The organism is Ferrovum myxofaciens, assembly GCF_000735045.1.
GTDB lineage: Bacteria > Pseudomonadota > Gammaproteobacteria > Burkholderiales > Ferrovaceae > Ferrovum > Ferrovum myxofaciens.
Genome location: NZ_JPOQ01000074.1, coordinates 63,348 through 89,936 on the forward strand (window position 1 = coordinate 63,348; position 26,589 = coordinate 89,936).

Annotated in this window: 26 protein-coding genes; 18 read left to right on the forward strand and 8 right to left on the reverse strand. The window is 54.5% G+C overall.

Features of this window, described 5'->3' with window-relative positions:
- The first annotated feature begins 1 nt into the window (after nucleotide 1).
- The 6 genes from lpxB (at nucleotide 2) to IV91_RS0109345 (ending at nucleotide 6,495) form a co-directional block, all read left to right on the forward strand.
- Entirely contained in the window at nucleotides 2–1,141 is a 1,140-nt protein-coding gene (gene lpxB / locus IV91_RS0109320; protein ID WP_051862451.1) for a lipid-A-disaccharide synthase, read from the forward strand.
- Nucleotides 1,131–1,742, forward strand: coding sequence for a ribonuclease HII (locus IV91_RS0109325; RefSeq protein ID WP_031597824.1), 612 nt, complete (start codon nucleotides 1,131–1,133; stop codon nucleotides 1,740–1,742). The genes lpxB and IV91_RS0109325 overlap by 11 nt, the downstream gene beginning before the upstream one ends.
- Entirely contained in the window at nucleotides 1,739–2,512 is a 774-nt protein-coding gene (locus tag IV91_RS0109330; RefSeq protein WP_031597825.1) for a TrmH family RNA methyltransferase, read from the forward strand. The genes IV91_RS0109325 and IV91_RS0109330 overlap by 4 nt, the downstream gene beginning before the upstream one ends.
- A 104-nt stretch (nucleotides 2,513–2,616) precedes the next feature.
- Nucleotides 2,617–4,302, forward strand: coding sequence for a thiamine pyrophosphate-binding protein (locus IV91_RS0109335; RefSeq protein WP_031597826.1), 1,686 nt, complete (start codon nucleotides 2,617–2,619; stop codon nucleotides 4,300–4,302).
- 19 nt (nucleotides 4,303–4,321) lie between these two features.
- Complete coding sequence (frc, locus tag IV91_RS0109340) at nucleotides 4,322–5,563, forward strand: formyl-CoA transferase (RefSeq protein ID WP_031597827.1); 1,242 nt, start codon at nucleotides 4,322–4,324, stop codon at nucleotides 5,561–5,563.
- Nucleotides 5,560–6,495, forward strand: coding sequence for a methionyl-tRNA formyltransferase (locus IV91_RS0109345; RefSeq protein ID WP_031597828.1), 936 nt, complete (start codon nucleotides 5,560–5,562; stop codon nucleotides 6,493–6,495). Before frc ends, IV91_RS0109345 begins: the two co-directional genes overlap by 4 nt.
- Here the strand turns inward: IV91_RS0109345 and holA are convergent.
- The 3 genes from holA to leuS all read right to left on the reverse strand — a co-directional run bounded on the left by holA (nucleotide 6,488) and on the right by leuS (nucleotide 10,470).
- Nucleotides 6,488–7,504: a DNA polymerase III subunit delta gene (gene holA / locus IV91_RS0109350; protein ID WP_031597829.1), complete on the reverse strand. Its 1,017-nt coding sequence runs from the start codon at nucleotides 7,502–7,504 to the stop codon at nucleotides 6,488–6,490. The genes IV91_RS0109345 and holA overlap by 8 nt on opposite strands.
- Nucleotides 7,505–7,506: 2 nt before the next feature.
- Nucleotides 7,507–7,950, reverse strand: coding sequence for an LPS-assembly lipoprotein LptE (locus IV91_RS0109355; protein ID WP_160171559.1), 444 nt, complete (start codon nucleotides 7,948–7,950; stop codon nucleotides 7,507–7,509).
- Between the two features lie 99 nt (nucleotides 7,951–8,049).
- Complete coding sequence (leuS, locus tag IV91_RS0109360) at nucleotides 8,050–10,470, reverse strand: leucine--tRNA ligase (protein WP_031597831.1); 2,421 nt, start codon at nucleotides 10,468–10,470, stop codon at nucleotides 8,050–8,052.
- 102 nt (nucleotides 10,471–10,572) lie between these two features.
- Between leuS and IV91_RS0109365 the strand changes: the two genes are divergently transcribed.
- From IV91_RS0109365 to IV91_RS0109380, 4 genes are all read left to right on the forward strand, one after another.
- The gene (locus IV91_RS0109365) at nucleotides 10,573–12,726 is read left to right on the forward strand and encodes a UvrD-helicase domain-containing protein (protein WP_031597832.1); all 2,154 of its coding nucleotides are present in this window, start codon (nucleotides 10,573–10,575) and stop codon (nucleotides 12,724–12,726) included.
- A 107-nt stretch (nucleotides 12,727–12,833) separates the two neighbouring features.
- Nucleotides 12,834–13,454, forward strand: a complete 621-nt coding sequence (locus tag IV91_RS0109370; RefSeq protein ID WP_197456372.1) for a c-type cytochrome — start codon at nucleotides 12,834–12,836, stop codon at nucleotides 13,452–13,454.
- A gap of 51 nt (nucleotides 13,455–13,505) precedes the next feature.
- Nucleotides 13,506–14,978, forward strand: coding sequence for a hypothetical protein (locus tag IV91_RS0109375; protein ID WP_031597834.1), 1,473 nt, complete (start codon nucleotides 13,506–13,508; stop codon nucleotides 14,976–14,978).
- Nucleotides 14,975–15,175: a hypothetical protein gene (locus IV91_RS0109380; RefSeq protein WP_031597835.1), complete on the forward strand. Its 201-nt coding sequence runs from the start codon at nucleotides 14,975–14,977 to the stop codon at nucleotides 15,173–15,175. The genes IV91_RS0109375 and IV91_RS0109380 overlap by 4 nt, the downstream gene beginning before the upstream one ends.
- A 10-nt stretch (nucleotides 15,176–15,185) precedes the next feature.
- Here the strand turns inward: IV91_RS0109380 and IV91_RS0109385 are convergent, their stop codons facing one another.
- The 5 genes from IV91_RS0109385 to IV91_RS0109405 all read right to left on the reverse strand — a co-directional run bounded on the left by IV91_RS0109385 (nucleotide 15,186) and on the right by IV91_RS0109405 (nucleotide 18,141).
- Nucleotides 15,186–15,653 (reverse strand): hypothetical protein, encoded by a 468-nt coding sequence (locus IV91_RS0109385; protein ID WP_051862453.1) that lies wholly within the window; start codon nucleotides 15,651–15,653, stop codon nucleotides 15,186–15,188.
- A gap of 42 nt (nucleotides 15,654–15,695) precedes the next feature.
- On the reverse strand, nucleotides 15,696–16,211 hold the full coding sequence (locus tag IV91_RS0109390; RefSeq protein ID WP_051862456.1) for a TlpA family protein disulfide reductase: 516 nt from the start codon (nucleotides 16,209–16,211) through the stop codon (nucleotides 15,696–15,698).
- A 6-nt stretch (nucleotides 16,212–16,217) separates the two neighbouring features.
- Nucleotides 16,218–16,727 (reverse strand): cbb3-type cytochrome c oxidase subunit I, encoded by a 510-nt coding sequence (locus IV91_RS0109395; protein WP_051862459.1) that lies wholly within the window; start codon nucleotides 16,725–16,727, stop codon nucleotides 16,218–16,220.
- A 2-nt stretch (nucleotides 16,728–16,729) separates the two neighbouring features.
- Nucleotides 16,730–17,308, reverse strand: coding sequence for a c-type cytochrome (locus tag IV91_RS0109400; protein ID WP_035417607.1), 579 nt, complete (start codon nucleotides 17,306–17,308; stop codon nucleotides 16,730–16,732).
- Between the two features lie 92 nt (nucleotides 17,309–17,400).
- Nucleotides 17,401–18,141, reverse strand: coding sequence for a c-type cytochrome (locus IV91_RS0109405; protein ID WP_051862461.1), 741 nt, complete (start codon nucleotides 18,139–18,141; stop codon nucleotides 17,401–17,403).
- A gap of 424 nt (nucleotides 18,142–18,565) precedes the next feature.
- On the opposite strand from IV91_RS0109405, the gene IV91_RS0109410 reads away from it, so the two are divergent.
- The 8 genes from IV91_RS0109410 (at nucleotide 18,566) to IV91_RS0109450 (ending at nucleotide 26,462) form a co-directional block, all read left to right on the forward strand.
- Nucleotides 18,566–18,871 (forward strand): hypothetical protein, encoded by a 306-nt coding sequence (locus IV91_RS0109410; protein WP_031597841.1) that lies wholly within the window; start codon nucleotides 18,566–18,568, stop codon nucleotides 18,869–18,871.
- 289 nt (nucleotides 18,872–19,160) lie between these two features.
- A complete protein-coding gene (locus IV91_RS0109420) occupies nucleotides 19,161–19,775 on the forward strand; it encodes a cytochrome c3 family protein (RefSeq protein WP_082783148.1) in 615 nt (204 codons plus the stop codon).
- Nucleotides 19,776–19,802: 27 nt separating this feature from the next.
- Nucleotides 19,803–22,010, forward strand: a complete 2,208-nt coding sequence (locus tag IV91_RS0109425) for a molybdopterin-dependent oxidoreductase (RefSeq protein ID WP_031597843.1) — start codon at nucleotides 19,803–19,805, stop codon at nucleotides 22,008–22,010.
- A gap of 1 nt (nucleotide 22,011) precedes the next feature.
- Nucleotides 22,012–22,860: a 4Fe-4S dicluster domain-containing protein gene (locus IV91_RS0109430; RefSeq protein ID WP_031597844.1), complete on the forward strand. Its 849-nt coding sequence runs from the start codon at nucleotides 22,012–22,014 to the stop codon at nucleotides 22,858–22,860.
- Between the two features lie 44 nt (nucleotides 22,861–22,904).
- On the forward strand, nucleotides 22,905–24,368 hold the full coding sequence (gene nrfD, locus IV91_RS0109435; RefSeq protein ID WP_082783147.1) for an NrfD/PsrC family molybdoenzyme membrane anchor subunit: 1,464 nt from the start codon (nucleotides 22,905–22,907) through the stop codon (nucleotides 24,366–24,368).
- Nucleotides 24,368–24,895: a DUF3341 domain-containing protein gene (locus tag IV91_RS0109440; protein ID WP_031597846.1), complete on the forward strand. Its 528-nt coding sequence runs from the start codon at nucleotides 24,368–24,370 to the stop codon at nucleotides 24,893–24,895. The genes nrfD and IV91_RS0109440 overlap by 1 nt, the downstream gene beginning before the upstream one ends.
- A complete protein-coding gene (locus IV91_RS0109445) occupies nucleotides 24,892–25,440 on the forward strand; it encodes a c-type cytochrome (RefSeq protein ID WP_031597847.1) in 549 nt (182 codons plus the stop codon). Before IV91_RS0109440 ends, IV91_RS0109445 begins: the two co-directional genes overlap by 4 nt.
- 17 nt (nucleotides 25,441–25,457) lie before the next feature.
- Entirely contained in the window at nucleotides 25,458–26,462 is a 1,005-nt protein-coding gene (locus IV91_RS0109450; RefSeq protein WP_031597849.1) for a polysulfide reductase NrfD family protein, read from the forward strand.
- Nucleotides 26,463–26,589: the final 127 nt, after the last annotated feature.

A 26,589-nucleotide genomic window follows, 5' to 3' on the forward strand; every position in this document is an offset into this window, starting at 1 on the left:
CATGCGCATTGGCGTGGTGGCAGGGGAGGCGTCCGGAGATATGCTGGGGGAAGCCTTGATGCATGCCGTGCGTCAACATTATCCTGAGGCAACTTTTGAGGGCATTGCGGGTCCGCGCATGCAGGCCCTGGGGGCCCGCTCCCTGTTTCCCATGGAAGCTTTGTCGGTGCGGGGTTATTGGGAAGTCTTGCGTGCACTTCCGCGTCTGTTATGGATTCGGTGGCAGTTACGGCGCCATTTTCTGAGTCATCCGCCCGATCTTTTTGTGGGCATCGATGCCCCTGACTTCAATCTGGGGTTAGAGAAAGCGCTCAAGGAGGGACGCATTCCCACCTTGCAGATGGTGGCACCCACTGTCTGGGCCTGGCGTGCAGAACGGTTGCCTGGAATTCGTGCGGCTGTCTCCGGCATTCTCTCCATTTTCCCTTTTGAAGCCCCGATTTTCGAACAAGCGGGCATTCCTCTGACTTACATCGGTCATCCTTTGGTGCACCGTCTGCCTCCACCAGACCGAGCCCAGGCCCGTGCGGCTTTGGACCCCACCTGGTCGGGGGACTGGATCGCCTTGTTGCCCGGCAGTCGAATGTCCGAACTGGAATATCACGGGCGCCTGTTTCTGGAGACGGCATTGCGTCTTCAGCGGGATTTTCCACAACGGCGTTTTGCCGTTCCCTTGATCAATGCGGGAACCCGAGACTATTTTCAGCGATTGTTGCGTGAACCGGCCTATGCCTCCTTGCCGGTGACGGTATTTGAAGAAGATGCTACCCGCATTCTCGCCGGCGCCGAGGTAGCCCTGGTGGCTTCCGGTACCGCAACGCTGGAAGCCGCCTTGCTGGAATGTCCCCAGATTCTGACCTATCGGTTGTCCGGGTTGACGGCTTGGCTGGTGCGGCGCAAGGGGGTGAAGGGCTGGGTGGGATTGCCCAATATCATCCTGGGGCGTGCCGTGGTTCCCGAGATTTTGCAAGAACAGGCGACTCCCGACCGTTTGGCCGAAGAATTGGGTAATTTGCTGCGGGATGCCGAGCGTCGTGCAGAGATGCGCCAGTCCTTTCAGGAGGTACGCCGAAGGCTGCAAGCCGATACCATGGGCGCATTGGTGCGTGGTGTGGAAAGGGCATTGACCCATGCGCCCTGATTTTTGTTACCGTGCTCAGGATAGCCTGCCTGAATTTCCCGCCGGCGCCTGTGGCGTGGATGAGGCCGGACGGGGGCCCCTGGCCGGTCCGGTGCTGGCAGCTGCCGTCATTCTGCCCATAGAGGTGGAGTTGAAGGGGCTGAAGGATTCAAAATTGTTAAGTCCTCCCCAGCGCATCCGTCTGGCCACTGAAATCAGGGCGGTAGCTCTGACCTGGGCTATTGGAGAAGCTTCTGCAGCAGAAATCGATGCCCTGAATATTTTGCAGGCCACGTTATTGGCGATGCAAAGGGCCTTGGCAGGGCTGACGCAGGCACCCACGGAGGTTTGGGTGGATGGACTTCATGCGCCCTCCTTTTTCCGGCTCAGTCGAGCGGTGGTCAAAGGGGACCAACGGGTGACCAGCATCTCCGCTGCTTCCATTCTGGCCAAAACAGTGCGGGATGCGCATATGATTCACATGGCTGACCTTTATCCGGGCTATGGTTTCGAGCGGCATAAGGGCTATGCCAGTGCGGCACATCGTGCTGCACTCCAGCGCCAGGGGCCTTGTCCCGAGCACCGGCGCAGTTTTGCCCCGGTGCGGGCGCTGTTGCCATGAAAATTGCTCGTTCCCCTGCCTTGCGCCTGTGGGGGCGCCTGGCAGAGTCCGCCCATGTTCGCCGCAAAGAACGACAAACGGTATTGGAAGGAGCGCATTTGCTACAAGCTTACCAAGCCAAAGGTGGGGTTCCCCTGCATTGGTTCATTCGCGCGAGCGCCGTGGCAGATCCGGAAGTGTGTGCCTTGCAAAGCCATTCCCTGTGGCCGGAAGCCGTGGTGATTGCCGATGATCTGTTTGATGAATACTCTTCTCTCCAGTCACCTGGCGGGGTGGCTGCGCTGGTTTTCTGGCCTGCTGCGCCCGCTTCCTTGCCCACAGAAGAATCCTGTCTGGTGCTGGATGGTTTGCAGGATCCAGGTAACGTGGGAACGCTCCTGCGCTCTGCTGCAGCGGCAGGAATGTCCACCGTGGTTTGCGCTACGGGGACCGTGCAGGTTTGGTCTCCCAAAGTATTGCGTGCGGGAATGGGGGCCCATTTTCAATTGACCTTGCATGAAGGTGCGGACCTGCAAGATTGGTTACCCGGTTATTCCGGGACCATTCTGGGGGCAGAGCGCGGGGCTTCTCGCGCCTATGATGATTTCGATCTCAGAGGGACAGTGGCGCTGGTGATCGGGAATGAGGGGACCGGGTTGACCCACGAGGTTCGGGGTCTGCTCCATGAGCGAATAGGGGTTCCCATGAGTGCCGGCGTGGAATCCCTCAACGCGGGGGTGGCAGGATCCATTCTGTTGTTTGAACGGCAGCGCCAACTACGCTCCTCTTGAAGGTCGGATTCAGACAAAACCCTTGGGCTTGGCTATAATCGAAACTTTGAAAGAAAATTTTTGCTTAACCCCCCTGAGGGGGTTTGACCCAGACGGAGAAATTGATGGAGACGACTGCAACCCCAACCCCTGACCATGCCCAAACCTTGAGTGGTGGGCAGATTGTCGCAAAAATGCTCAAGCAGGAGGGGGTCAAGCATATCTTCACCATCTCCGGCGGTCATATTATCGACATCTATAATGGTTGTCTGGACGAAGGAATCCGCATCGTGGATGTGCGTCACGAGCAGGTGGCAGCGCATGCGGCTGATGCGGCGGCACGGATCACGGGCGGAGTGGGGTGTGCCGTGGTGACGGCAGGTCCTGGAACCACCGATGCAGTGACGGGGGTGGCCAACGCTTTTCGTGCTGAAAGTCCTATGTTGTTGATTGGCGGAGGAGGGCCCCTCAAACAGTATCGCATGGGTGCGTTGCAGGACTTGCCCCATGTGGCCATGATGACTCCCATTTCAAAATTTTCTTCCACGGTGATGACCACGGAACGTTGCGCGGAAATGATGGGACAATCGATTCGCGAAATGTTTCATGGAGCACCGGGGCCAGGATATCTGGAAATTCCCCATGACGTTCTGGATGCGCGGGTGGAGGTGTCCAAGGTACGGATTCCGGTTAATTACCGGGTCAAGGGCGAGTTTATCGGGGACCCCAACGAAATTGCCCGGGCTGCCGAGGCGTTGGCCCGTGCCGAACGGCCAGTCGCCTTGTTTGGTACACAGGCGCGTACCTGTCGTGCCCATGAGGCCATCGACCGCCTTGCCCGGCATTTCAATATGCCCATTTATGTGAATGGCGCAGCGCGAGGGACTTTGCCGCGTACTCATCCCTATGGTTTGATGTCTTCACGCAAGACGGCCTTTGATCAGGCCGATGTCATCCTTCTGGCGGGAACACCCCTGGATTTTCGCATGGGATATGGGCGTCGTCTCAATCCCAAGGCGACCATCATCATTCTCGACATGGATTATCGCAATGTGGGGTATAACCGGGATTTTGACATCGGTCTGGTCGGGAACATTCGTGCGGTGGTGAATGGCCTGTGCGATGCCTCTGCCGGGGACACGGCCCGTCGTCATGACCCATTCCTTGATTTATTGCGTTCTGAAGAAGCCAAATCCCAGGACAAGAACCGGGCCATTATCGACGCCAATGCCACGCCCATTCATCCCATCCGGTTGGTTCATGAAATTAATGAATTTCTGTTGGAAGATACGGTTTATATCGGGGATGGGGGCGACATTGTGACCTTTTCCGGATCGGTGGTGCGTCCCCATAAACCCGGGGGGTGGATGGACCCAGGGCCCTTGGGAACCTTGGGGGTGGGGACAGGGTTTGCGATGGCCTCCAAATTGTTGCAGCCTGAACGTGACGTGGTGGTGTTGTTCGGAGATGGGTCCTTCGGTTTGACTGGGTTTGATTTCGAAACCATGGTGCGTAACAAATTGCCTTTTGTCGGGGTGATCGGCAACAACGCTTCCTGGAACCAGATTCGTTACGGACAAGCCCGGAAGTATGGGGCGGAGCGGGGCGATGTAGGAAATATCCTTGATGATGTGCGCTTTGATCGCTTTGCTGAGTCCATGGGGGGCTTCGGGATTCGGGTGACCGACCCGGCGGACATCCGTCCGGCTCTGGAAAAAGCACGGGATTCCGGAAAACCGGCCCTGGTGGATGTGGTCATCGACCGCGAGAAATATTCTAGCGGAACGATGAATCAGACCATGTACAAATAATTGCAGGAGACAGGGATTCATGGACAAAGCATTGGCAGGTATACGTATCCTTGACATGACTCATGTGCAGGCCGGGCCCACGGCATCCCAGCTGTTGGCATGGTTGGGAGCGGATGTGATCAAATTTGAACCACCCGGCGGTGATATCACCCGTGGACAGTTGCGGGATATTCCCGGAGCAGACAGTCTGTATTTCACCATGCTCAACTGCAACAAACGGTCGATTACGGTGAACATGAAAAAGCCTGCGGGCAAGGAGGTCTTTGAAGCCCTCCTGCAGGAATGCGATGTCATCATGGAAAATTTTGGCCCCGGCGTGCTCGATCGGCTGGGCTACAACTGGGAAGCCATTCATGCGAAGAACCCGCGCATCGTCATGGCTTCCATCAAGGGATTCGGCTCTACCGGCCCCTATGCCGAATTCAAGGCCTATGAAAACGTGGCTCAGGCCATGGGGGGGTCCATGAGTACCACGGGGTTCAATGATGGCCCCCCATTGGTCACGGGGGCACAGATTGGAGATTCGGGGACCGGTCTGCACTTGGCCATCGGCATCCTGGCTGCACTCAATGCGCGCCACCGAACAGGACGCGGCCAGTTTGTGGAAGTGGCCATGATGGATGCAGTCATGAATCTGTGTCGGGTCAAGTTTCGCGACCATCAGCGTTTGACTCGTGGGACCTTGCCCGAATACTCGGTGTCCACGGCGGAAAGTGTGGCAACCCCGCGTAGCGGTAATGATTCGGGGGGAGGGCAGTTGGGGAATGCCATTCGTTGCAAGCCCGGAGGTCCCAATGATTTCATTTATGTGGTGGTTCAGGAAGTGGTTTGGGAGGCCTTGGCCCGCCGGATCGGCGGAGAGGCAATGGTGACGGACCCACGTTTTTCAACCTTGACCGAACGGCGTAAAAATCAGTCTCAGATGTGGCAAATTCTGGAAAATTTTGCGCTGGATCATACCAAGCAAGAATTGATGGCCTTGCTCAATGAACTGGATGTGCCCTGCGGTCCCATCATGAGCACGCAGGATCTGGCAGAAGATGCGCATGTCCACTTGCGCGAGATGTATGTTCCACTGGACCATCCGGAACGAGGACCTTGGCACAATGTCGGGATGCCCATCAAGTTGTCCAATAACAAGGTGGACATCACCCGTTCTCCTCTGTTGGGTGAGCATACCGATGAACTTTTGCAGGAAATCCTGCAATGGTCACCCGAGACCATCGAACGTCATCGTCAGAATGGAGCTTTTGACAAATGAAAGCAGTGATCATTGGACAGCAGGATTTTGGAAAAGCCGTACTGGAAGCCTTTCTGGACCGTCAAGACGAAGTGGTGGGCGTATTTTGCGCGCCGGAAAAAGAAGGGGCCAGACCTGACCCTCTGCGGGTGGCTGCTCAGGAAAAGGGGATCCGGGTCATTCAATTGCCCAGCCTGAAAACACCAGAGGCCATCCAGGTCCTGCGTGAACTGGCGCCGGAAATCGGGGTCATGGCTTATGTGCTGCAATTTGTCCCCCAGGAATTTGTAACCATTCCCACCCATGGAATGATTCAGTACCATCCCTCACTGCTGCCCCGCTATCGGGGCCCCAGTTCCATCAACTGGCCCATACTGCGCGGGGATCGTGAAACCGGTCTGACTGTTTTTCGTCCTACCGACGGGCTGGATGAGGGCCCCATTATTCTGCAAAAAAAGGTTCCCATTGGGCCGGAAGATACCTTGGGTTCGCTGTATTTCGATCATCTTTTTCCCTTGGGCGTACAAGCCTTGCTGGAAGCCACCGATCAGATATTGGCGGGGACGCATCAGGAAATGGTGCAGGATGAGGAACTGGCCAGTTATGAAGGCTGGTGTCGGAGTGCCGAGTCCGAGATTCATTGGGCACAGCATGTGACGGTCATCCATGATCTGATCCGGGGGTGTAACCCGGCCCCGGGAGCCTGGACCTTGCTGGGTGGAAAGAAACTCCAGATTTTTGAAGTCCGCAAACATCTGTTCCGAACTTTTGGTGCCGTGCGGGGTAAAGTCGGGGAAATTTCCGGAATGACCGATCAGGGATTTTTGGTCACCGTCCAAGGGGGGCAGATTGAAATTCTGCGGGTAAAACTCGAAGGCGGCAAGAAAGTGGATGCCCGTCCCTTTGCGGAAGAACAGGGACTGCAAGTGGGGATGCGTTTGGGAACTAGTTGACGGGGGACTTCTGGGGGAACAAATCGAGAATGACCTGACCCAGAGTTTCCCAAGGATCTCCGTGTCCGAGACCTTTTGCCAGTTGATCCACCTCGGCAGCCCCCTGGAGGGCTTGGGCACAAGCTCGACTGCTGGTTCTTTGGGAAAAACCTTCGAGCAACGGCCGTCGTTCCCCCCATAATCGGGCTTCCTTGAAAATTGATGGAGACAGTGTCCGTCCCTCTTCACGGGTTCGACACAACAGATACGTCGCGCGCCAATCTTCGCTCAGGGACCAGAGTACCAAGGGCAAGGCTTCTCCTTCCTGATTTAGGGAACGCAGAAGCAAGAGTATCTGGGCGCCATTGCCCTGGCTCAAGGCGCGGGTCAGATCCGTCAGGGTGTGGCGGCTCATGACCATGACGGCGGACTGTACCTGTTCCAGGGTCAAGGGGCCAGTGGGATAGAGCAGAGAGAGTTTGGCGATTTCCTGGGCAGTGGCCAGGAGATTGCCCTCCGTGCAGTCTGCCAGAAACTCCAGGGCCTCGGAACTGGCCTGACAGGGTCCCAGGCGCTGTGCAATCCATCGGGGAAGTGCGTTCCGGGGAACGGGCTGGGTTTCCGTCCAGAGGGCCTTGGTTTGCAATTGGGTCAACCAGGGGGCTTGACGTGTCCGGTAATCCAATTCGGACAGGAGAATCAGCAGACGTTTGTCTTCTTGGGGAGAATTCGCCAGTTTCTCCAGTTGCCGGGTACCTTCGGGGCCTGGTTTGCCACTGGGCAGATGGATTTCCACGGCGCACCGTGAACCAAACAGGGAACCGCTGTTCCAGTGCAGGTCTACTTCAGTCCAGGCAAAGCGCGATTCCACGGTCCAGACTTTACGTTCTTCGTAGTTTTGGGCACGGCAGGCTCGTCGCCAATGGTCCTGACATTCCAGGGAAAGGAAGGGTTCGGAACCGATGAGTAGCGTGAGCGGTGGAACCAGACGGTTCAAATGGGATGGCCACTGCTCGGGGGATAGACGCATACTCAGTGGGCAGCGGTGCCCAGGGCAGGATGCAGTGCAAGAACGCGGTGCAGCAGTTGATGGACCAGATCAATTTGCATGTCGTGGGTGAGTAATTGTTGTTCGGCGGGCTTGCCCAGGATCTGGATGACGTTGTAATTGTACAAACGTGTGACCGTCAGGGTAGAAGGCGGAATCAGTTCATTCCCCAGATTGTCCGACGCCCGATAGGACAAGCGGGCGTAAAGGGTATATTGGGAAACCGTGCCCTCTGCATTGAGGGTCAGGATTTGTTGGGTGTTCTGGATTGGAGAAAGAGTCAAAACGACGTCGGCTTTATCCGACTGATTGACCAAAGTAATATGGGTCTGGTGCAGCACTTGCTGCTTGAGTTCCTGATCTGCCACTTCCCCCATTTTGCCGTCCAGATACAGGGTGTGAAATTGAGCCTCGGGGAGACCGCGCAAGTGAAAGCCGCAGGCGCACAATGTGAGGGGAAAAAGAATGAAAAAAAAGGTTTTCCAAGGGCTTGGAAAAAGAGCAAGAAGGCGGGCAAGTGAGCGCATTTAGAGCACAATATTAACCAATCGTTGAGGGACCAGAATGATCTTGCGCGGGCTTTTCCCCTGCAAAAACTTTTCCACGCTGGGGTGGCTCAAGGCCATTTTTTCAATCTCTTCTGCAGCCAGGTGAGTAGGAACAGAAAGTGTGCCGCGCAATTTTCCATTGATTTGTAGAACCAGTTCCACGGATTTACGTTCCAGTGCCTGTGGGTCGGGGGTAGGCCAGGGTTCGTCGAGGATGGATTCACCAAAGCCGAGTTGTTGCCAGAGGGTATCGCTGATATGGGGCGTGATGGGTGCCAGCATGCGTAATAGAAAAGACAAACCTTCCTGAGCCAGAAGATCATTGACCCCGGCAATTTTTTCCAGGGCATTGAGCATTTTCATGGCAGCCGAGGTGACGGTATTGAACTGCTGGCGTTCCATGTCGTGGGTTGCCTGTTGCAACAGGCGATGGACCTCATGGCGCACATGGGGCGTTTCGAGGGTTTGTCCGTCACCTTTCACCTGCCGACGGGCCTGGTACTGGGCGGCAAAATTCCACAGGCGTTTGAGGAAACGATGCGCCCCTTGAACCCCGCTATCGGACCATTCCAGGGACTGCTCCGGCGGACTGGTGAAGATAATGAAGAAACGGGCCGTATCGGCTCCAAAGGTATCGATCAGGGCCTGAGGATCCACGGTGTTGCCCAGGGACTTGGACATCTTGCTGCCCTCCTTGAGCACCATGCCCTGGGTCAACAGGCGAGTGAACGGTTCATCTGTCCGAATCAATCCTTCATCGCGAAGCAGTTTGTTGAAGAAGCGAGCATACAACAGATGCAGGATGGCATGCTCCACGCCCCCCACATACTGGTCGACAGGTAACCAGTAATCGACCCGTTCATCCAGCATGGCCGGCGCATCGGGGCAGGCATACCGGGCATAGTACCAGGAGGATTCAAAAAAGGTATCCAGGGTATCGGTTTCACGCTCTGCGGGGTTCCCGCAGGTGGGGCAGGTCGTGGCGCGAAAGGAAGCGTCCTGTTTGAGCGGTGACCCTGTGCCGGAAAGGGAAACTTCCTCGGGAAGAACCACGGGAAGTTGGTCTTCCGGAACCGGAACGGTTCCACAGGACGGGCAGTGAATCAGAGGGATAGGACATCCCCAGTAGCGTTGGCGTGAAACCCCCCAGTCGCGCAGGCGAAATTTGGTTTGACGTCCTCCACTGTTCAGGGCTTCCAGAACCAGGGCCATTTTTTCCCGGGCATCGGCAGAGGTGCGTCCATCAAAATCTTCAGAATGACAAAGAATGCCCTCTCCGGTGAAGGCGGCATCGGTGGGGGCTTCTCCCGTGACTGGGCGAATCACGGTTTTCGAGGGCAACCCGTGGTCGCGCGCAAATTCATAATCACGCTGATCGTGGGCAGGTACCGCCATGACGGCCCCTTCTCCATAAGTCATCAGGACGTAATTGGCCACCCAGATGGGGAGGAGGTGTCCGGTCAGGGGATGAATGGCCTGTAACGAAGTGGGGAAGCCCTTTTTTTCCTGGGTGGCCAGGTCGGCCTCAGCCACACTGCCCTGGCGACATTCCAGAAGGAAAGCCGCCAATCGGGGGTCTTGCCGGGCGCATTCCTGAGCCAGGGGATGTTCGGCCGCAATGGCTAAATAAGTGACGCCATAAAGGGTGTCGGCACGGGTGGTAAAAACCTTCAAGTCGGTGGCGCGGTCAGCCAATTTGAAACCAAGGGTGACGCCTTCCGAACGTCCGATCCAGTGACGTTGCATGGTTTTGACCTGTTCCGGCCAGGAATCAAGGCGTTCCAGATCCTGCAGCAACTCTTCGGCATAAGCCGTGATGCGCAGGTAGTACATGGGGATATCGCGCTTTTCCACCAAGGCCCCCGAGCGCCAGCCGCGTCCTTCAATGACTTGTTCATTGGCCAAAACCGTTTGATCCACAGGATCCCAGTTGACGGTACCGGTTTTTTGATAGATCAATCCTTTTTTAAACAGCCGGGTAAACAGCCATTGTTCCCAACGATAATAATTCGGGCGGCAGGTGGTGATTTCCCGTTCCCAGTCGATGGCCAGTCCCAGGGCCTGCAACTGACCTTTCATGGTTTCGATGTTTTGATAAGTCCACTCTGCAGGGGCCACGCCTTGCTTGAGTGCGGCATTTTCGGCGGGCAGGCCAAAGGCATCCCATCCCATGGGTTGCAGTACATTGAACCCCTTCATGCGGTGGTAGCGGGCCAACACATCTCCCAGGGTGTAGTTGCGCACATGCCCCATGTGCAACTTCCCTGAGGGGTAAGGAAACATGGACAGGCAATAATATTTCGGACGGTTCGGCAACTCGAGGGCGCGGTACCGTTGTGAGCGGGTCCATGCCTCCTGACAGTGACGTTCGAGGGTGTGGGGATCGTAAAAATCTTCCATGGCAGCACAGGTCAGGCAAAGGGGTGATTATACTCGTGCACGGGTGATGAAGGGGACTCCCGTATAATGCAGGAAATCAAGTAGGCGGCGATGGCGATACCCATGGAAAATTTACTGGAAGGATTGAACCCGCAACAACGGGAAGCCGTGACCTGGGATCAGGGGTCGGCTCTGATTCTGGCGGGAGCCGGGAGTGGCAAGACCCGGGTTTTGACCACCCGGATGGCCTGGTTGATGACGACGGGAAAGAATCGCCCTGAGGAGTTGCTGGCGGTCACTTTTACCAACAAAGCAGCGCGCGAGATGATGACACGGATATCGTCCATGGGGAACTGGCCCCTTCGCTCTCTTTGGGTGGGGACGTTTCATGGATTGTGCCACCGTTTTTTGCGTCTGCACGCCCTGGACGCAGGGTTGACACCTCAATTTCAGATCATCGATGGGCAGGAGCAGTTGGCGGCGCTCAAACGGGTCATGAAAGCCCTGAATTTTGACGAAGAGAGGGTGAACCCTCGTCAGTTGCAGCACTTTGTCAATGGGCACAAGGAACAGGGGATTCGCGCGGAGAATGCCGTGGTTTCCCATTCTGCACAGCGGCCTTTGCAGGAGGCTTATCTGGCCTACGAGGCACAGTGTCAACGAGAAGGAACCGTGGACTTTGCCGAGTTGTTGTTGCGTTGTGTGGAATTATGGCAACACCACCCTGTACTGCGCGAACATTACCAGGCACGCTTCAAAACCCTTCTGGTCGATGAGTTTCAGGATACCAATCCGCTTCAGTATCGCTGGTTACGCCTGTTGTGTGGACCGGCAAGTACGGTATTTGCGGTGGGGGATGATGACCAGTCCATCTATTCCTTTCGTGGCGCGGAAATCGAGAATATGCGTCATTTTGAACGGGATTATGGAGTGACCCGAGTCCTGCGCCTGGAACAGAATTACCGTTCTCAGGGGACCATTCTGGAAGCAGCCAATGCCTTGATTCAAAACAACGCCGGGCGCTTTGGCAAGACACTCTGGACGGAGGGCGCACAGGGAGAACCGATCCGGGTCTATGAAGGGGAAACGGATGGAGATGAAGCCCGTTTCATTGCGCATACCGTGATACAGTTGCGCGATCAAGGAATTCGCTTGTCGGACATGGTACTGCTGTATCGATCCAATGCTCAGTCCCGTGCCCTCGAGCAGGCCTTGTTTTCGCTTAACTTGCCCTATCGGGTGCATGGCGGGTTGCGTTTCTTCGAGCGCCAGGAAATTCGTCATGCCTTGGCCTATTTGAGGCTGGCGGTTTCGACAGAGGATGACGCTGCGTTTTTGCGTGTGGTTAATTTCCCACCCCGGGGGATCGGGGCGCGCTCCCTGGAAAATCTTCAAGTCGAAGCGCAGACTCTTCGATCCAGTCTCTTCCAGGCAACGCGTGTCAGTTCTTTGGCGGGCAAGGCAGGACAGGGCGTACAACGTTTTTTGCAGGGAATCGATCAACTGGCGGAGCGGATCCATCAGGGGCAGGACTTGCCCAGGGTGATCGAGGCAGTGCTGGAGGTCAGCGGACTTCTGGAGCATTATCGTCAGGACAAGGAGGGTGCCGACCGGATCGCCAATCTGGAAGAATTGGTAGCCGCTGCCATGGCATTTACCCGGGAAGAAGGTTCAGGGGATGTTCTGTCATTCCTGGCTCATGCCACGCTGGAGGCCGGAGAGCACGAAGCTGCGCCAGGGAGCGAGGCGATCCAGATGATGACGGTGCATGGGGCCAAGGGGCTGGAATTTGAAGTGGTATTCGTGGCCGGACTGGAGGATGGTTTGTTTCCCCATGAAAATGCCCTGCAGGAAACCCGCGGTCTGGAAGAAGAACGCCGTCTGGCCTACGTTGCCCTTACCCGAGCCCGGAGTCAACTGTATCTGACACATGCCCAGAGCCGCGTGCTCCATGGGCAGATGCGTTACGGCGTGCGTTCCCGTTTTCTTGAAGAAATCCCTGAATCCCTCTGTCATATTTTGAATCCGCGCGGCAAAAGACCTGAACTTTCCTTTGGATCAAGGGCTCTCAACCCCATGCGTTCTTCGGTTACTCCCACAGAATCCGTCAAAACCGGAAAGTTTCACATCGGACAGCGGGTTCGGCACGACAAATTTGGGGAGGGCGTGGTTTTGGCACGGGAAGGTCAGGGTAACGAGGGAAGAGTTCAGGTGAATTTCAGGGATGTGGGAATGAAATGGTTGGCGCTGGCTTTTGCCCGGCTGACTTCCCTGTGAGTCGCAGATTTGACCGGGTGCTTAATTTTTGGCGGGGGCGCATGATAGAATGGGCCGATCAGTTTCCCGTATCCTTCTCTGGCGAGTGATTTCAAGGAAATGACACCATGAATAAATGGATGACTGGACTCCTGCTGAGTCTGCTGGTTCTTCCCGCTTATGCACAACCGGGTAATCCGGAAAAAGGCAAGGTCATTGCGAGTTCCATCTGCTATGCCTGTCATGGTCTGGATGGAGTCAGTCCGATCCCGACCCAACCCCACCTGGCGGCACAAATTCCGGATTATGTGGTTAAACAGTTGAACGATATGAAATCGGTGAATGGGGCTCCGCCCGCTCGGGATAATCCCATCATGGCCGGCATCGTATCCATGCTCAGTGCGGAGGACATGCGCAATGTGGCGGCTTGGTATGCCATTCAACCTCCCCATTTGACCCGCGCCAATGATCCAAAACTGGTGTCCATCGGACAGAAAATTTGGCGGGGTGGGGATGCAGATCGGGACGTCCCTGCATGTTCCAGTTGTCACGGTCCCACGGGCGCGGGGGTCCCTGCGCCTTATCCCCGTCTCTCAGGACAGTATCAGGAATATACCGAACTTCAGTTGCAACATTTCAAAGAGGGCACGCGCAGTAATGATCCTGCTGCCGTGATGCGCACCATTGCGCATCGCCTGACCAATGAAGAAATCAAGGCTCTTTCGGACTACGCTGCGGGCGTGTATTGATTTTGACCTTTTTACTTAACAGAGTTGTTGCTTGATTCAAGGAGTTCACGGATGTTGGGTTTTCGGCAGTGGGGCATGTTGGCCCTTTTGGTCTGGGCTGTGGCTACATTTCTGGTTCTGCACCGAGGGCCCTATGGAATAGAGGAAGAAGCCGCCAAAGCATTGCTGCTGGATTGGTCGGTGGCCGACCATGTGGCCAACTCCATTGTGACTCTGGGAGTCCCGGACTTTCGCGATCTTCTCTGGCTTCCCCTGGGATTCCTGTGGCCAGGGCAGGTCATGGCCGCCAAAGGGGTGATGATCGCCCTGGCTGCGCTCACGGCATGGGGGTTATACCGCTGGCAGTCCCAGGAAGCACAGGACGAGGCGGCTCTGTTGGCCACGGGATTATGGCTGCTGACGCCGCTCACTCTGTTGCAAATCGATCACCTTTCCCCTGGACTGGGGATACTGGCCGTGTTCATGGGAGGATACTGGCTGGACCGTTCCTACCGGCAACGACCACACGCCCTGGGGGGACTGTATTTCGGGCAATTGGGACTGACGGCTTTTGCCGTTAGTCTGCATCCGGTGGGGCTGGTTTACCCTCTGCTTCTGGCTTGGGAGTGGCATAAAAACCCGGTGAATTCCTTGCAGAAAAAATCTTTCTTCATTGGATTGACGATTTTTTCAGGTATCTCGATTCTTCTGCGCTGGGGTTGGAGCGGTATCATCTGGTTTCAGAACCCACTGCGCGACTGGACCCCCTTGTGGCGTCATTTTCCCGGTTTTGAACCCGAACTAACGGCGGTTGATTGGAGCGTGGGGATTTTAATTCTCCTCCTGTTGCTTTGGGTATGGTGGCAAAAGCGGCAAATGCTCTGGAATACCTTGTTGGGACGGTGCCTCTGGTGGGGTGTGCTGGTGTCAGCCCTGAATGGGGATGCCACCTTTGCTTTGCTGGGCATGATCACGCTACTTTATGCAGGGATTCCTGCACTGCTCCAATGGGGTGCCGGAAAAATTGGTTTTCTGGCTCAACGGGGCTGGGTTCTTCTGGGGGTCTTTCTGATTTCCACCCTCAGCATGCAGGATGATCGTGCCTGGTTTGAGTTGGGACAGATGCGCCAATTGACCGAACAGGATCAACTGATAATGACACTCACCCAGACGGTGGATCACTATCGTACCGATGCGGAAAGCCGTCATTTGCCGGATCCGCGTTTACGGGTAGCGAGCCAATGGCCAGCACGAACCATGCTGGCTTGTCGGTGCGATGCCTTGCCTCTTCCTCCCGCTGCCAAGGATCCCGCTGCTCAACTGGTGATGATGAAAGGATTGACCCATCTGATCATGGCACCAAAAACCCCGGCCAATCTGGGGTTGACACAGAACTTGTCCCTGTTGGGGAATGAAGTGGAGACCCTTTCCCTGCAAGCCGGAGGGGTGGTTTTGCAGATCCGTACGCCCAACCTGGCTCCTGCGACACCGCCCCCGGTCATCGATGAGCCTCCGCCTCCAGCTCCGGGAGATCCCATCAAATGAAAATCAGTCCTCGAGAAGCCTTGGTTTACGTGGTGGTGACCCTGAGTTCGCTATTTCTGACCGCCTACACCGTGCATATGCTGGTGGGCGGTTTGATTCCGGCAGACAGGGAATATCACTATATGGGACTGGCCTGCTCAGGAGTCGCGATAGTGATCGGATTCATGGCCTGGGATGTGGTGCGTCGCCGCCGCTAGCCCCAGAGGTTCAGGGAAGGGGTGCCTTCTTCTTGGCAAAGAAATCCTGAAGGGATTGGTAGTCTCTTTCCAGAGAAAACTGTCCTTTGTGAAAAACGAATTGCAGACGTTTGCCTGCCGCATCCTGTCCGGTCAATCCAATAGAACGACCGGAATAATCACGATATACGTGGATATCCTTGAGTAGTTCGATTTTCGTTCCGTTTTTTAGATGGACACGCACACAGGGAGCCTGGGGATCGGCTTCCAGTCGAACAGGTGCGGAGGGAAGACACATCAGACGAGTCTTCAGCACCCGATTGGCCCCTGCAAACAGGAAGAAACTGGCCATGAACAGGAGCAAATAGGCAAGATTCGGGTTTGCCCCGTACCAGGCATTGGCGGCAAAGGCCCCCAAAGCAGAAACCGTGGGAATGTAAAGCAACAGATCCCAAGTCATGCCTCGAGGATCTTTTTTCAATTCAAAGGAGCGCAGCATAGGGATCTCACGGGACTGACAAAGGTAAGGGGATCGGCAGACTTAGGGAAGGGAAGCCTGATGAGGATGGGGCAGAACGGCTTGAATGGCCGCATCCATTTCTTGGTAAAGCATGGGGCCCGCTTCTTGATAGCGAACGATACCATGCGCATCGATCACGAAGGTCCAAGGATCGCCCATCACGCGATAGGTTTTGAATGCTTCGGGGTTTTCATACTGATCCATGTGCAGAAACAGTACATTCGGCTGATATTTATCGAGCATGGCCTTGGTGATCTGCAGTTGCCGATCGCAGACAGAACAATGACCGGGAGTGGCAAATTCAAGCAGAATGGGTTTACCCGTGGCCAGTGCCTGGTCCAGTGAATATTGGTACATGCGCGGATCAGGCTGGCGATAGGTGGTCATGCGACTGAGGTCTCCACCCACATCGGCCAGAGTCTTGGTGGCCAGTCGCGGGGCCTGGGTACCCAGTGACAGCCCCAAGCCCTGTCGACCGCAACTCCCCACGGCTAAGGAAAGGAGAATGAGAAGAGAAAACCCCAGTTTTGATTTCATGAGAAGTCAGGCTCCTTGCTTACCAGTCTTGAAGATATTATAGCCCCAGATGATGTTGGCAAGCAGAACCAAGGTTCCGAAGAAACCCACCCCAGCCATCAAATGGGTAACGGTTTTTTCTATTTCCGGACCGGGGTCATAGCCTCCAATGCTGCCTGCTATGGAAAACAGCACCACCATGCCCATCAGGCCGATGTTGTGCATCCAAAAATGGATCTTGACCAGTTTTAGACTGTAGATCGGGCGATTGACCAGACGTGGTACAAAGTAGTAAATGGCACCGAAAATCGCCATTTCAACCCAGCCAAGCAGATTGATGTGCCCGTGTGCCAGCAAAATGAGGTGACCATGGGGCGCCGAATCCACAAACATGCGAAAGGCAGGAATTCCCCCCATCAGGGCACCCCAGGAAAAACCAATAATGGCGTAGGTAATACAGGCATACACAAACAACAGGGTAAAGGTTGTGTATTCCGGGTCATTGATGCGTTGATCGAAAGGGGCGGGGGAAGACATGCTCAGGGTTTCTCCTTCTGATTTTGACCTGCGTCTTCGCGCAGGTCGTGATATTCGGTTTTCCAGGAACTGGGCGCCCAAACCTTGACCATTTCATCCACAAATCCGGAGCGTTCCGGCATGGGCAGACGGGCATCTGCGGAGCCTTGCGTTGCTTTCAATTCCGATAAAAATATGGCTATGGAATGGAGTTCATTATCCGGTAAGGCAGCCACATACGCCGCCTGCTTGTTCAGACCGTGGTCGATGGTTTTGGTTTCATAGGTGGACTCGGGTTTTTTCAAGAACGATTCGAGGTAATCCAGAGTATGTCGCGAGCCGATGCCGTCCAGACTCACGCCGTGATTGGTTCCGTTACGCAGGGCACGATGACAGTCGGTGCATCCCTTTTCACGAAACAGTTGGGACCCCACTTTGCCTTCTGGCGTGAAGTCAAAATGAGTGGTATTGGGGTACATGGGGTGATTGAGGTGGGAGCGATAAATTTCCAGCATCACAAAACTGGACACGGCAAAAACCACAAGAATTCCAAAGATGCCAAATAAAATCTTTTCGCCCAGCTTCAACGTGTTGAATCTCATCAGTCAGTTTCCTGTCAGGTAAAATGGAAAACCCGCGCGCTAAGCACGCGGGTTTCGATCATACTTCCCCGCTTCGCTGACTTAAGCCGACGTTACCGGGTCGTATTTGGGACGCGTGTGTTCCCTTCTGTGGTGCGAGGTGCTGTAGCCAGATAAGTTGCGGCATCGAGAATGTCCTCGTCGCTCAACTTTTTGGCAATGGCGCGCATCATGCCGTAGGGATCGTTGGTGCGACTTTCATCCCGCCAGTTATGCAACTGATTGACCAGATAAGTGTACTTTTGTTCCCCGATGACTGGAAAAACAGGAGCGGCACCGCGCCCATTGTACCCATGGCAAGACATGCAGGCCGAAACCTTGCCGCTTACGCCAAATTTGACCAGGATTTCTCCCTTGTAACGGGTTCCAATGGGTTGCCCCCCATCCTTGATGGCCTGCATGTCCGACAAGTCTTTCGGATCAAGAGGAAGGGAATTGACGTAAGCCGAAACATCCCGCCGATCCTGGGGGGTAAGTTGTTGTGCAAACAGGGGCATAACTGCCCCTGCACCCGATGGGGTTCTCCGGCCTTCAGCCAGATCCGTCAATTGCTTGACGATATAAGGAAACCCGAGATTGTTGAGACGGGGTGCCCCCATGGCTTCCATTCCCCATCCTGTGGCTCCATGGCAGGTCATGCACGCCGGAGCGGCGCCTTTCCCTTCCGTGAAGATCTTTTTGCCGTTGGCCGGGTCGCCGTTCATGACCCCTTCTTCTTCAGCCAGAGCCGTCATGCTCACCAGAGCCGCGGCCACAGCCAGCCCGGATGTGATCTTAGTGAATGACTTACGCATTTACCCCCCTCCAGAATGACATTGAATGACAGGACAGCAGACAGGACCTACTGTCCATGAACCCGTACTGCTTTTTTAATTGAACGGGCTACAAAGATTCCCAAACACAGCATGGTTCGTTGGTTTCACCGCAAAATCTTGCGCTGCCAGCGTTTCCACGTCGCATCGTAGCGGACTATATCATGGGCAAAACAGGCTTCGCAACAGATTTTTGAGACCTGCTTGCCGAAGTCTCAGAGATGGCTGAAAAAGGTGAAAGAATAGACCCACTTGACAGTCGGTTTCAGGGGCGCTACGCTAGGCACATGGTCAGTCTGAGGAAGACGCTTTTCTTTCGGCCATGAATTGTCGTATCACAATAATAAAATATGTTTTTTGTTGGTATAACCTAAAAACTATTTAATCGATCTGGAGGGGTTACAACATGGAAAATGGTATTAAACACTCACGCCGTCAGTTGCTCAAGATGGGCACCATCGCTATCGTGGCAGCGCCGATGGCTGGCTTTACCACTTCGGCCTTCGCAAAGAAGAACACCGCAGTGCGCACAGCCTTGCATTACCAGGAACATCCCAACGGGGAAAAGCAGTGCAACCGTTGCATGAACTTCATCCCTAACAAGGACAAGCCTACCGATCCAGGTGCCGTGCACGGGTGTAAGCTTTACCCCGGGGACGATGAAATTTGCCCGACCTGTTATTGCAACGGCTTCGTCGCAAAACCCAAATAACTCAATAGTTCCAAGTCGTATTCGAAAAGGTGCCAAAGGCACCTTTTCGTTTCTGTTTCCGATCCGAACTTGGGGGAAGAGCATTTTTTCTGACCCTTTTGTTTTGGTTTGGGATGCGTGTGCGTACCGACTTCTTGACAGTTCCGGCATTCCTCCGCGGGTGGTAGCAGGGAGGGTGTCGTTTTCGGATTTCAAGTGGGTGCGTGGATGTCAATAAGGGATTGACCGTCAAGATCTTCGTCAGTTGGGGCGATGTCGCGGGTGAGTTTTTTCTGGGCAGGATTATTGAATGAATTACGGAAAAAGAATTTTTCTCTGGATCGTGCTGTTCTGGATCGGGAGTGCGCAGGTTTTTGCGGAGCCTTTTGTTCAGGGGGGCCCCATCGGTTCACAAACCAGTGACGGGTATGATGCCCTGGGCCCGGTGGTGGAGCAACCCATCGAGTTTCCACACAATACCCATGCCGGACGCATGCAGATCAACTGCATGTACTGTCATACCTATGCGCGGCGCAGCAATGTATCCGGGATTCCCCGTCTCGACAAATGCATGGGGTGTCACAATTTGATTGAAGGCGTCAAGGATCGTCCGCGCATCAAGAAACTGTTTGAATATTGGGAAAACAAGCAGCCCATTCCCTGGAAAAAGGTGCATGACTTGCCTGATTTCGTTCGTTTCAACCATGAGCGCCATATTCAACGTTTTTACTTCCAGGAAAAACGACCGGTTCGTGAAGTCTGTGGGTACTGCCATGGCGATATCGCTTCCATGACCACGGCGCGGCGGGTTAAAGCCTTGTCCATGGGGTGGTGTGTCAGTTGTCACCAAAAAGATCATTTGGAAAAGGCGGGGAGCACGGTGACCAGTCATGGTCCCAACGATTGCTGGCTCTGTCATAAATAAAACGGCGACCAAACAGGAGACGATGAAATGACAACGAGTAATTTGGATCGCCGAGATTTTCTCAAGGTATTGGGAATCAGTGGAGCGGCTGCCACGCTGGCAGGATGTGGTCATACTTCTATCGAGTCAGGCGTAGAAGAGGTCATGTCATACGTTCATCCCCAGGACTTTGTGGTGCCCGGCATCGGAGTTTTTTATGCTTCAACCTGTGCCCAGTGTGGTTCAGGCTGTGGAATCATGGGTAAGGTTCGCGAAGGACGGGTTCTTAAACTGGAAGGAAATCCTGAGTCCGGAATCAGCGGCGGAAAGATCTGTGGACTGGGACAGGCAGGTGTGCAAGCCCACTACAACCCGGATCGGCTGCGTACGCCCATGTATCAGGGAGAAGGAGGGTTGATCCCCGTATCCTGGGAGAAGGCTCACCAGATTCTGGAACAACGTCTGGGACCGAACAGTTCTTTGAAGGGCGAACAGATTGCTTTTCTGACGGATAGGGTCAGTGGGCACCAACGGGTGCTTCTGGAAAACTTCTTGGAAACTTTTGATTCTACCCATCATGTGACCTACGATGCGCTTTCCACTGCCACGGGGAGAGCCGCCACCAAGGCTATTCTGGGCGCAGAGCAGCCTCTCTGGAATATCCACGAGGCGCGCTTGATTCTCTCCTTTGGCAATGATTTTCTGGGCAGCGGCATTTCGCCGGTTTACATGGCCCGTCAGTACGCACTGTTCCGTAAGGCACCGCGCGGTACCTTGATTCAAATCGAGCCGCGCATGACCTTGACGGGAGGGAATGCAGATCGTTGGTATCCCATCAAACCAGGGACCGAAGGGATTCTGGCTTTGGGCATTGCCCATGACCTGTTGCAGCACGAAGAATTTTCCAGGGGAGTTCCGCAGGAAGTTCTCGATCTGGTCAAAAATTACGATCGGGATGCCGTGAGTGATATCACGGGAATCGGTTCCGATGCGGTGCGACTGATTGCGGCTCAACTGTGGAACAATTCCCCTTCATTGGTGATTGCCGGCCCTTCAGTGGAAGGACATTCCTATGGGTTCAGCAATGCCGCCGCCGTACAACTGCTCAACGTGATTCTGGGCAATCGGGGTAAAACGATGGAGGGACAGTCCGAACATCCTTTCCCCCAACTGACGCCCACCTTGGGAAGTTACCAGGCATTGGCCGAGTTGAATCAAAAAATGGCCGCAGGACAAACCCAGGCCCTGTTGATTTACGGTACCAATCCGGTATTCACGGCACCCTCCCATCTGCCCTTTGCAGAATCCATGAGTAAGGTCCCTTTCAAAGTGGCTTTTGTGACGCATATGGATGAAACGGCGGGACAATGTGATCTGATTCTCCCCTTGCTGTCCGCACTGGAAGATTTTGGTACCCATGTGGCCGAATATCAGCCGAATGGCGTGGAGGTGATGCTTCAGCAACCCTTGATGGAAAAACTCTATCCCGAGTCCAAAGGGTATGGCGATATCCTTCTGGAGGTACTGAAAAAACGCAAACCCGAGGCCTATGCAGCGTTCCCTGACTATTACAGTTATCTCAAAACCGCCATGGTCAAGGCCAAACCGGTTTTCAAGGTCAGTGACAGCGATGATCATTTCTGGGAAGACGCTTTGCGCAATGGTCTTGTCAAGTGGGACGGAAAACCCACGACTCTGGAGGCCAAGTTACCGGCCCTGACCATGCCGAAGCCGGCAGAATTGACCACGGATTATCCTTTTTACTTTGTTCCCTCCATCCGTGCGGATATGCGGGACGGACGTCATGCCTACTTGCCCTGGCTGCAGGAGTCTCCGGAAACCATGACCACGGTGGTCTGGGACAGTTGGGTCGAGATTCATCCTAAAACTGCAGAGGCCATGCAGATCAAGGAAGGAGACATCCTGCAAATTCAGTCTGCCACCGGATCCGTGCGCGCCAAGGCCTATCTGTTTCCCGGCATCCAGCCGGATACGGTATCCATGCCCCTGGGGCAAGGACATACCCAACTCGGACGGTTTGCCACGGGGGTCGGTGTGAATCCCTACAAGATTCTTGATCCGATTTTCGATGGTCATACCGGGGAACTGGCCATGCACGCCACGCGCGTGGCCTTGAGAAAGACAGGCGAACATCAAATGGTCGTGAAGGATGAGGGTCCCACCACACTCCAGAACGGACAAAAACTTGTAGCCACCCTGTCTGCTGACCAAGCCAAATTGTCCAAGGAGATCTAGCATGTCACTGAGTAATCTGATTCAGAACTGGAACTCGTTTCGGACCCGTCGTCCCTATGAAGGTCAGTACGATGATGCTCCCTACAAGTGGGCCATGGTCATCGATCTGGATGCCTGTATTGGGTGTAACGCCTGTACCGTGGCGTGTTATGCGGAAAATAATTTGCCTGTGGTGGGGAAGGAACGCTTCGGCAAGGGCCAAGCCATGCACTGGATTCGCATCGAGCGTTACTGGGGGGAAGGGGAGGCCATGCAATCCGAATTCCCCGATCACGGGGCACAATACCTGCCCATGCTCTGCCAGCAATGTGAGGCGGCCCCTTGTGAACCCGTCTGCCCCGTGGGCGCCACACACCATTCACCGGATGGTCTCAATACCCAGGTGTATAACCGGTGCGTGGGATCCCGCTATTGTTCGGCCAACTGTCCCTACAAGGTCCGTTACTTCAACTGGTGGAATTACCCTGATCGAGCCTGGCCCAATCCGCTGGAACTGCAATTGAATCCGGACGTGACGGTACGGAGCAAGGGGGTCATGGAGAAGTGTACGTTCTGCATGCAACGGTTGCGTGCCGGGATGGATAAGGCCAAAACCGAAGGACGTATCCTGGCCGATGGTGAAGTGCTCACAGCCTGCGCACAAGCCTGTCCTACCTCGGCCATTACTTTTGGAAACCTGTCCGATAAAAAGTCCAAGGTGGCCAGAACATGGAAAAATCAGCAGGTAGATCTGTCCAAGAACGTTCAGGAAAAGTCCGAGGAAGGGATTCGCGGTTACCGGATTCTGGAAGATTTGAATACCTATCCGTCCATCGTGTATCTCGAGCGCGTACGTAATCTTGAGGCTTGAGTTGACCCGCGCGTTCACGAATACCAACATTCAGGGAAAAAACCATGAGTCATAGTGTTCCTAGCCGTCCCCAGATGGATGTGCAAGTTGAAAGAAAGTTCGTTCCCAAGCAGAAGGATCTGGGGGCAGACGTTACCTGGGCCAAGATCAACAAAGATGTACTGAGAAGTCTGGAAAAGCCGCGCCCCGTTTTCTGGGTAATTTTCTTTTCCGCCCTGGCCCTGTTCTCCTTTGGCGTTTACTGTGAGGTTTATCAGTATCAAAACGGAATGGGGGTATCGGATTTGAACAACCCGCAGGTATGGGGGTTGTACATTGCCACCTTCATTTTCTGGATCGGGATGGGCCACTCCGGCACCTTGCTGTCCGCTCTGCTTCATATCATCCATGCGGACTGGCGAAAACCGATCTACCGTTATTCGGAAGCCATGACCACCTTTACCTTGCTCACCGCAGCCCTGTTCGTGTTGGTGCACATGGGACGGCTCTGGCAGTTTTACTATGTGGTGGCCTACCCCAACGAACGCTGGACCTGGCCTAACTTCACCTCGCCGCTGGTCTGGGATGCCACAGCCATCGGAACCTACCTGACTTCGTCACTTCTGTTCCTCTATATGGGGATGATTCCTGATCTGGCGATCTGTCGTGACAATGCTCGGGGGGCACGGCGGGCACTTTACCGCTTTCTCTCCATGGGTTGGCAAGGAACTGACCGCCAGTGGGCCAATTTCAAGGTGGCCTACATGACCATGGCCTGCTTTTTGATGCCGCTGGCAGTTTCCGTGCACTCCATCGTGTCCACCGACTTTGCCGTGTCCCAAAACCCTGGCTGGCATGTGACGTCCTTCCCCCCCTACTTCGTGCTGGGTGCGCTGTATTCAGGATGTTCTGGCATCATCACCCTGTTCATCGTCCTGCGTTATGTGTTCCGTTTCGAAGCCTACATGACCCAGCCCATTCTCAACAAATTGATCAAGATGACCTTTGCCATTGCCATGGTTTGGACCTATCTGGATCTGATCGAGTATGCCACCACCTGGTATGGCAGCGATGAAGTGGCCAAGGCGGATCTGGTTTACCGTGCCACTGGGGACTATGCCCTGCAGTTCTGGGGAATGATTTTCTGTGCCATGGTGATGCCCTTCACTCTGTTGATCCGTTTCGTACGTCACAACTATACGACTTTGCTGATCATTTCATTGATCCTCAATGTAGGGATGTGGCTGGAACGTTTCCAGATCATTACGCCTACCTTTGCGAAATCCCACTATCCATGGACATGGACGGCGGGCTGGTGGCCCAGTTGGGTACAGTGGGGCATCGTGGCCGGGAGTTTTGGCTGGTTCACCATGCTCTTTATGTTGTACTGCAAGATTTTCCCCAGCGTGTCCATGTATGAAGTCAAGGAAATGGTGCACGAACAAAACATGGAAGAAAAGGCTCATGCGACGCAGGTGGAGGTTCATGAAGCCGGTCTGCTGCCAGAAATGAAGGGAGGGCAAGCGTGATGAAAAAATCTCATACTCTGGCACTGTACGCTGACATGGATGAAGCGGCCAATGCGATCAGGGAACTCAAGTCATCGGGTGTGTCGGGCTTCAGGATGGAGGATGTGGTGGTCAAGTCCCCCATCGATCATCCCGAACTGAGTGAGTTGCTGGGTCCACGTCCCGTCTATATCCAGTGGTTTACCCTGCTGGGGGTCCTGCTGGGGCCCACCACCGGGCTGGTGTTGATCGCCTCTGCCCAGGCCAGTTTCATTTATCAGATACGGGGTGGGCGACCTGTGGTTCCCCTTCCCCCGGACATGGTGCTGACCTATGAACTGTTCATTTTGTCCGGGGTGCTCATGACGGTTTTGGCTACCTTCGTGGCCATGAAACTGCCGGGTAACCGGAGCCCGCTCTATAACGCCAGTGTGTCCGCAGACAAGATTGGTATCCTGGTGAAGGCCGACCCGCAAAGCATTCCGCAAATCAACGAAATTCTGGGGCGTCACAAGCCTCTCGAAATCATGGGAGACCAAGCACGATGAAATCCCTTACTCGCTGGATACCCGTTCTGGCCCTGGTTCCCTCCCTCGCCATGGCTTGGCCGTGGAGCAAGGACATGGCCAATCAGATCAGCGTCAAACCCCAGGAAGGTCCGGATGCCGTGCGACCTTTCCCGGAAAATTCCGTGCCGATGACAGGAACACCCACTACGCCTTATGTGCATGACGGGGATGCAGCCATGACCTTGGCCAACCCCAATCCCCCCACTGAAAAGTCGGTGGCCTTTGGGCGCGAGATGTTCAAGATCTACTGTGTGCCCTGTCATGGAGATTCGGGCACCGGAGATGGTCTGGTGGGCGAGAAACTGATTGTACGCCCCTTTGACCTCACGGCCCCCCGAGTTCAGAAAGAAGTTCCCGAAGGCTATATCTGGGGACATATCACCTTTGGTGGGGCACTCATGCCTTCCTACGGGAATGATATGTCACCTTCCGAGCGCTGGGATGTGGTGAATTATGTGCGACATGGTCTGCTGACTGACCCTACCGCCAAAAAACGCGACATGACCACCACCGAAAATAAATAATCATAAGGAGCCGCGCCGTGATTCCATTTGCAAGTTGGTCAGTATTGACCGTGGACTTTCTGATCGTGTTGCACCTATGCCTGGCAGGAGTTGCTCTGCCTTGCCTGCTGCATCTGGTCAATGCCAAGTGGCGCTATGAAGTTCGCCACATTTCCGTTGCTTTCTTTGCCTTGTATCCCCTCGCTGTGATACTTCTGCTCATCTTGCTGTTTGGGGGGGAAATGACTTTTCCCTGGGCGGGCACCTTCGAGCATCTGCCCAAGTGGAACAACCTGAAGTTTTTACGGGTGCGCGAGATTGCCGGCATCATCATCGTGGGACTGGCTTATGGTTCATTTGTTCGCTTGCAGCGCACCTCTGAAGACTCTCCGGAAAATCTGTCCCGCTTCAAGGCACTCGCTGCGGCCATTCCCTTTATTCATGTGTTGTACTGCACCATGGTGGCCTGGGATTTCGAGATGACCCTCTTGCCTCATTGGGAAAGTTCCATGTTTTCCGTGAACTATATCGTCAGTGTCTCGGGTATGTTTCTGGCATCCTTCGTAATTCTGCTCACCATTCTCCAGAATACCGGGGTGATCCAGCAAAAGATTCGCCTACAGATCTTCAATTATCTGGCGCAAATGATGCTGGGATTTACTATTTTATGGATCTATACTTTCTTCGGGCAATACCTCATCATATGGTACGGAAACATTACGGAAGAAACGGGCCGTATCTACCAGATGCAGTATGGTGTCTACAGTCCTCTATTCTGGATGTTCTTTGTGATGAAGTTCATCATCCCCTTTGTGACCCTGGTTTTTCCCTTCAGCCGGCACAATCCCAGGGTGATTTTTTTCATTGCCTGTGACATTGTTCTGGGTAGCTGGGTGGAGCGTTATACCTGGATTTCTGGAACCTACCCCACGCCACACTTTCCCATGACCGGCAGTTTTGACATTGGCGTGACGGTGGTGGTGATGGTCACTGCTTTCCTGATTGTACGCAGCCGCTTGAGAAACACTCAGGTGATCAAGTAAGAAAGAAGAATTTCCAGTGCGGATGGGTTGAAAACCGCACTGGATGCTGGTATAAAGTGGCATGAGAGGTTGAAACCGTAGGAAAACAACCCAAAGTTGGGACAAGAGAGATAATCAGCAAAATAAA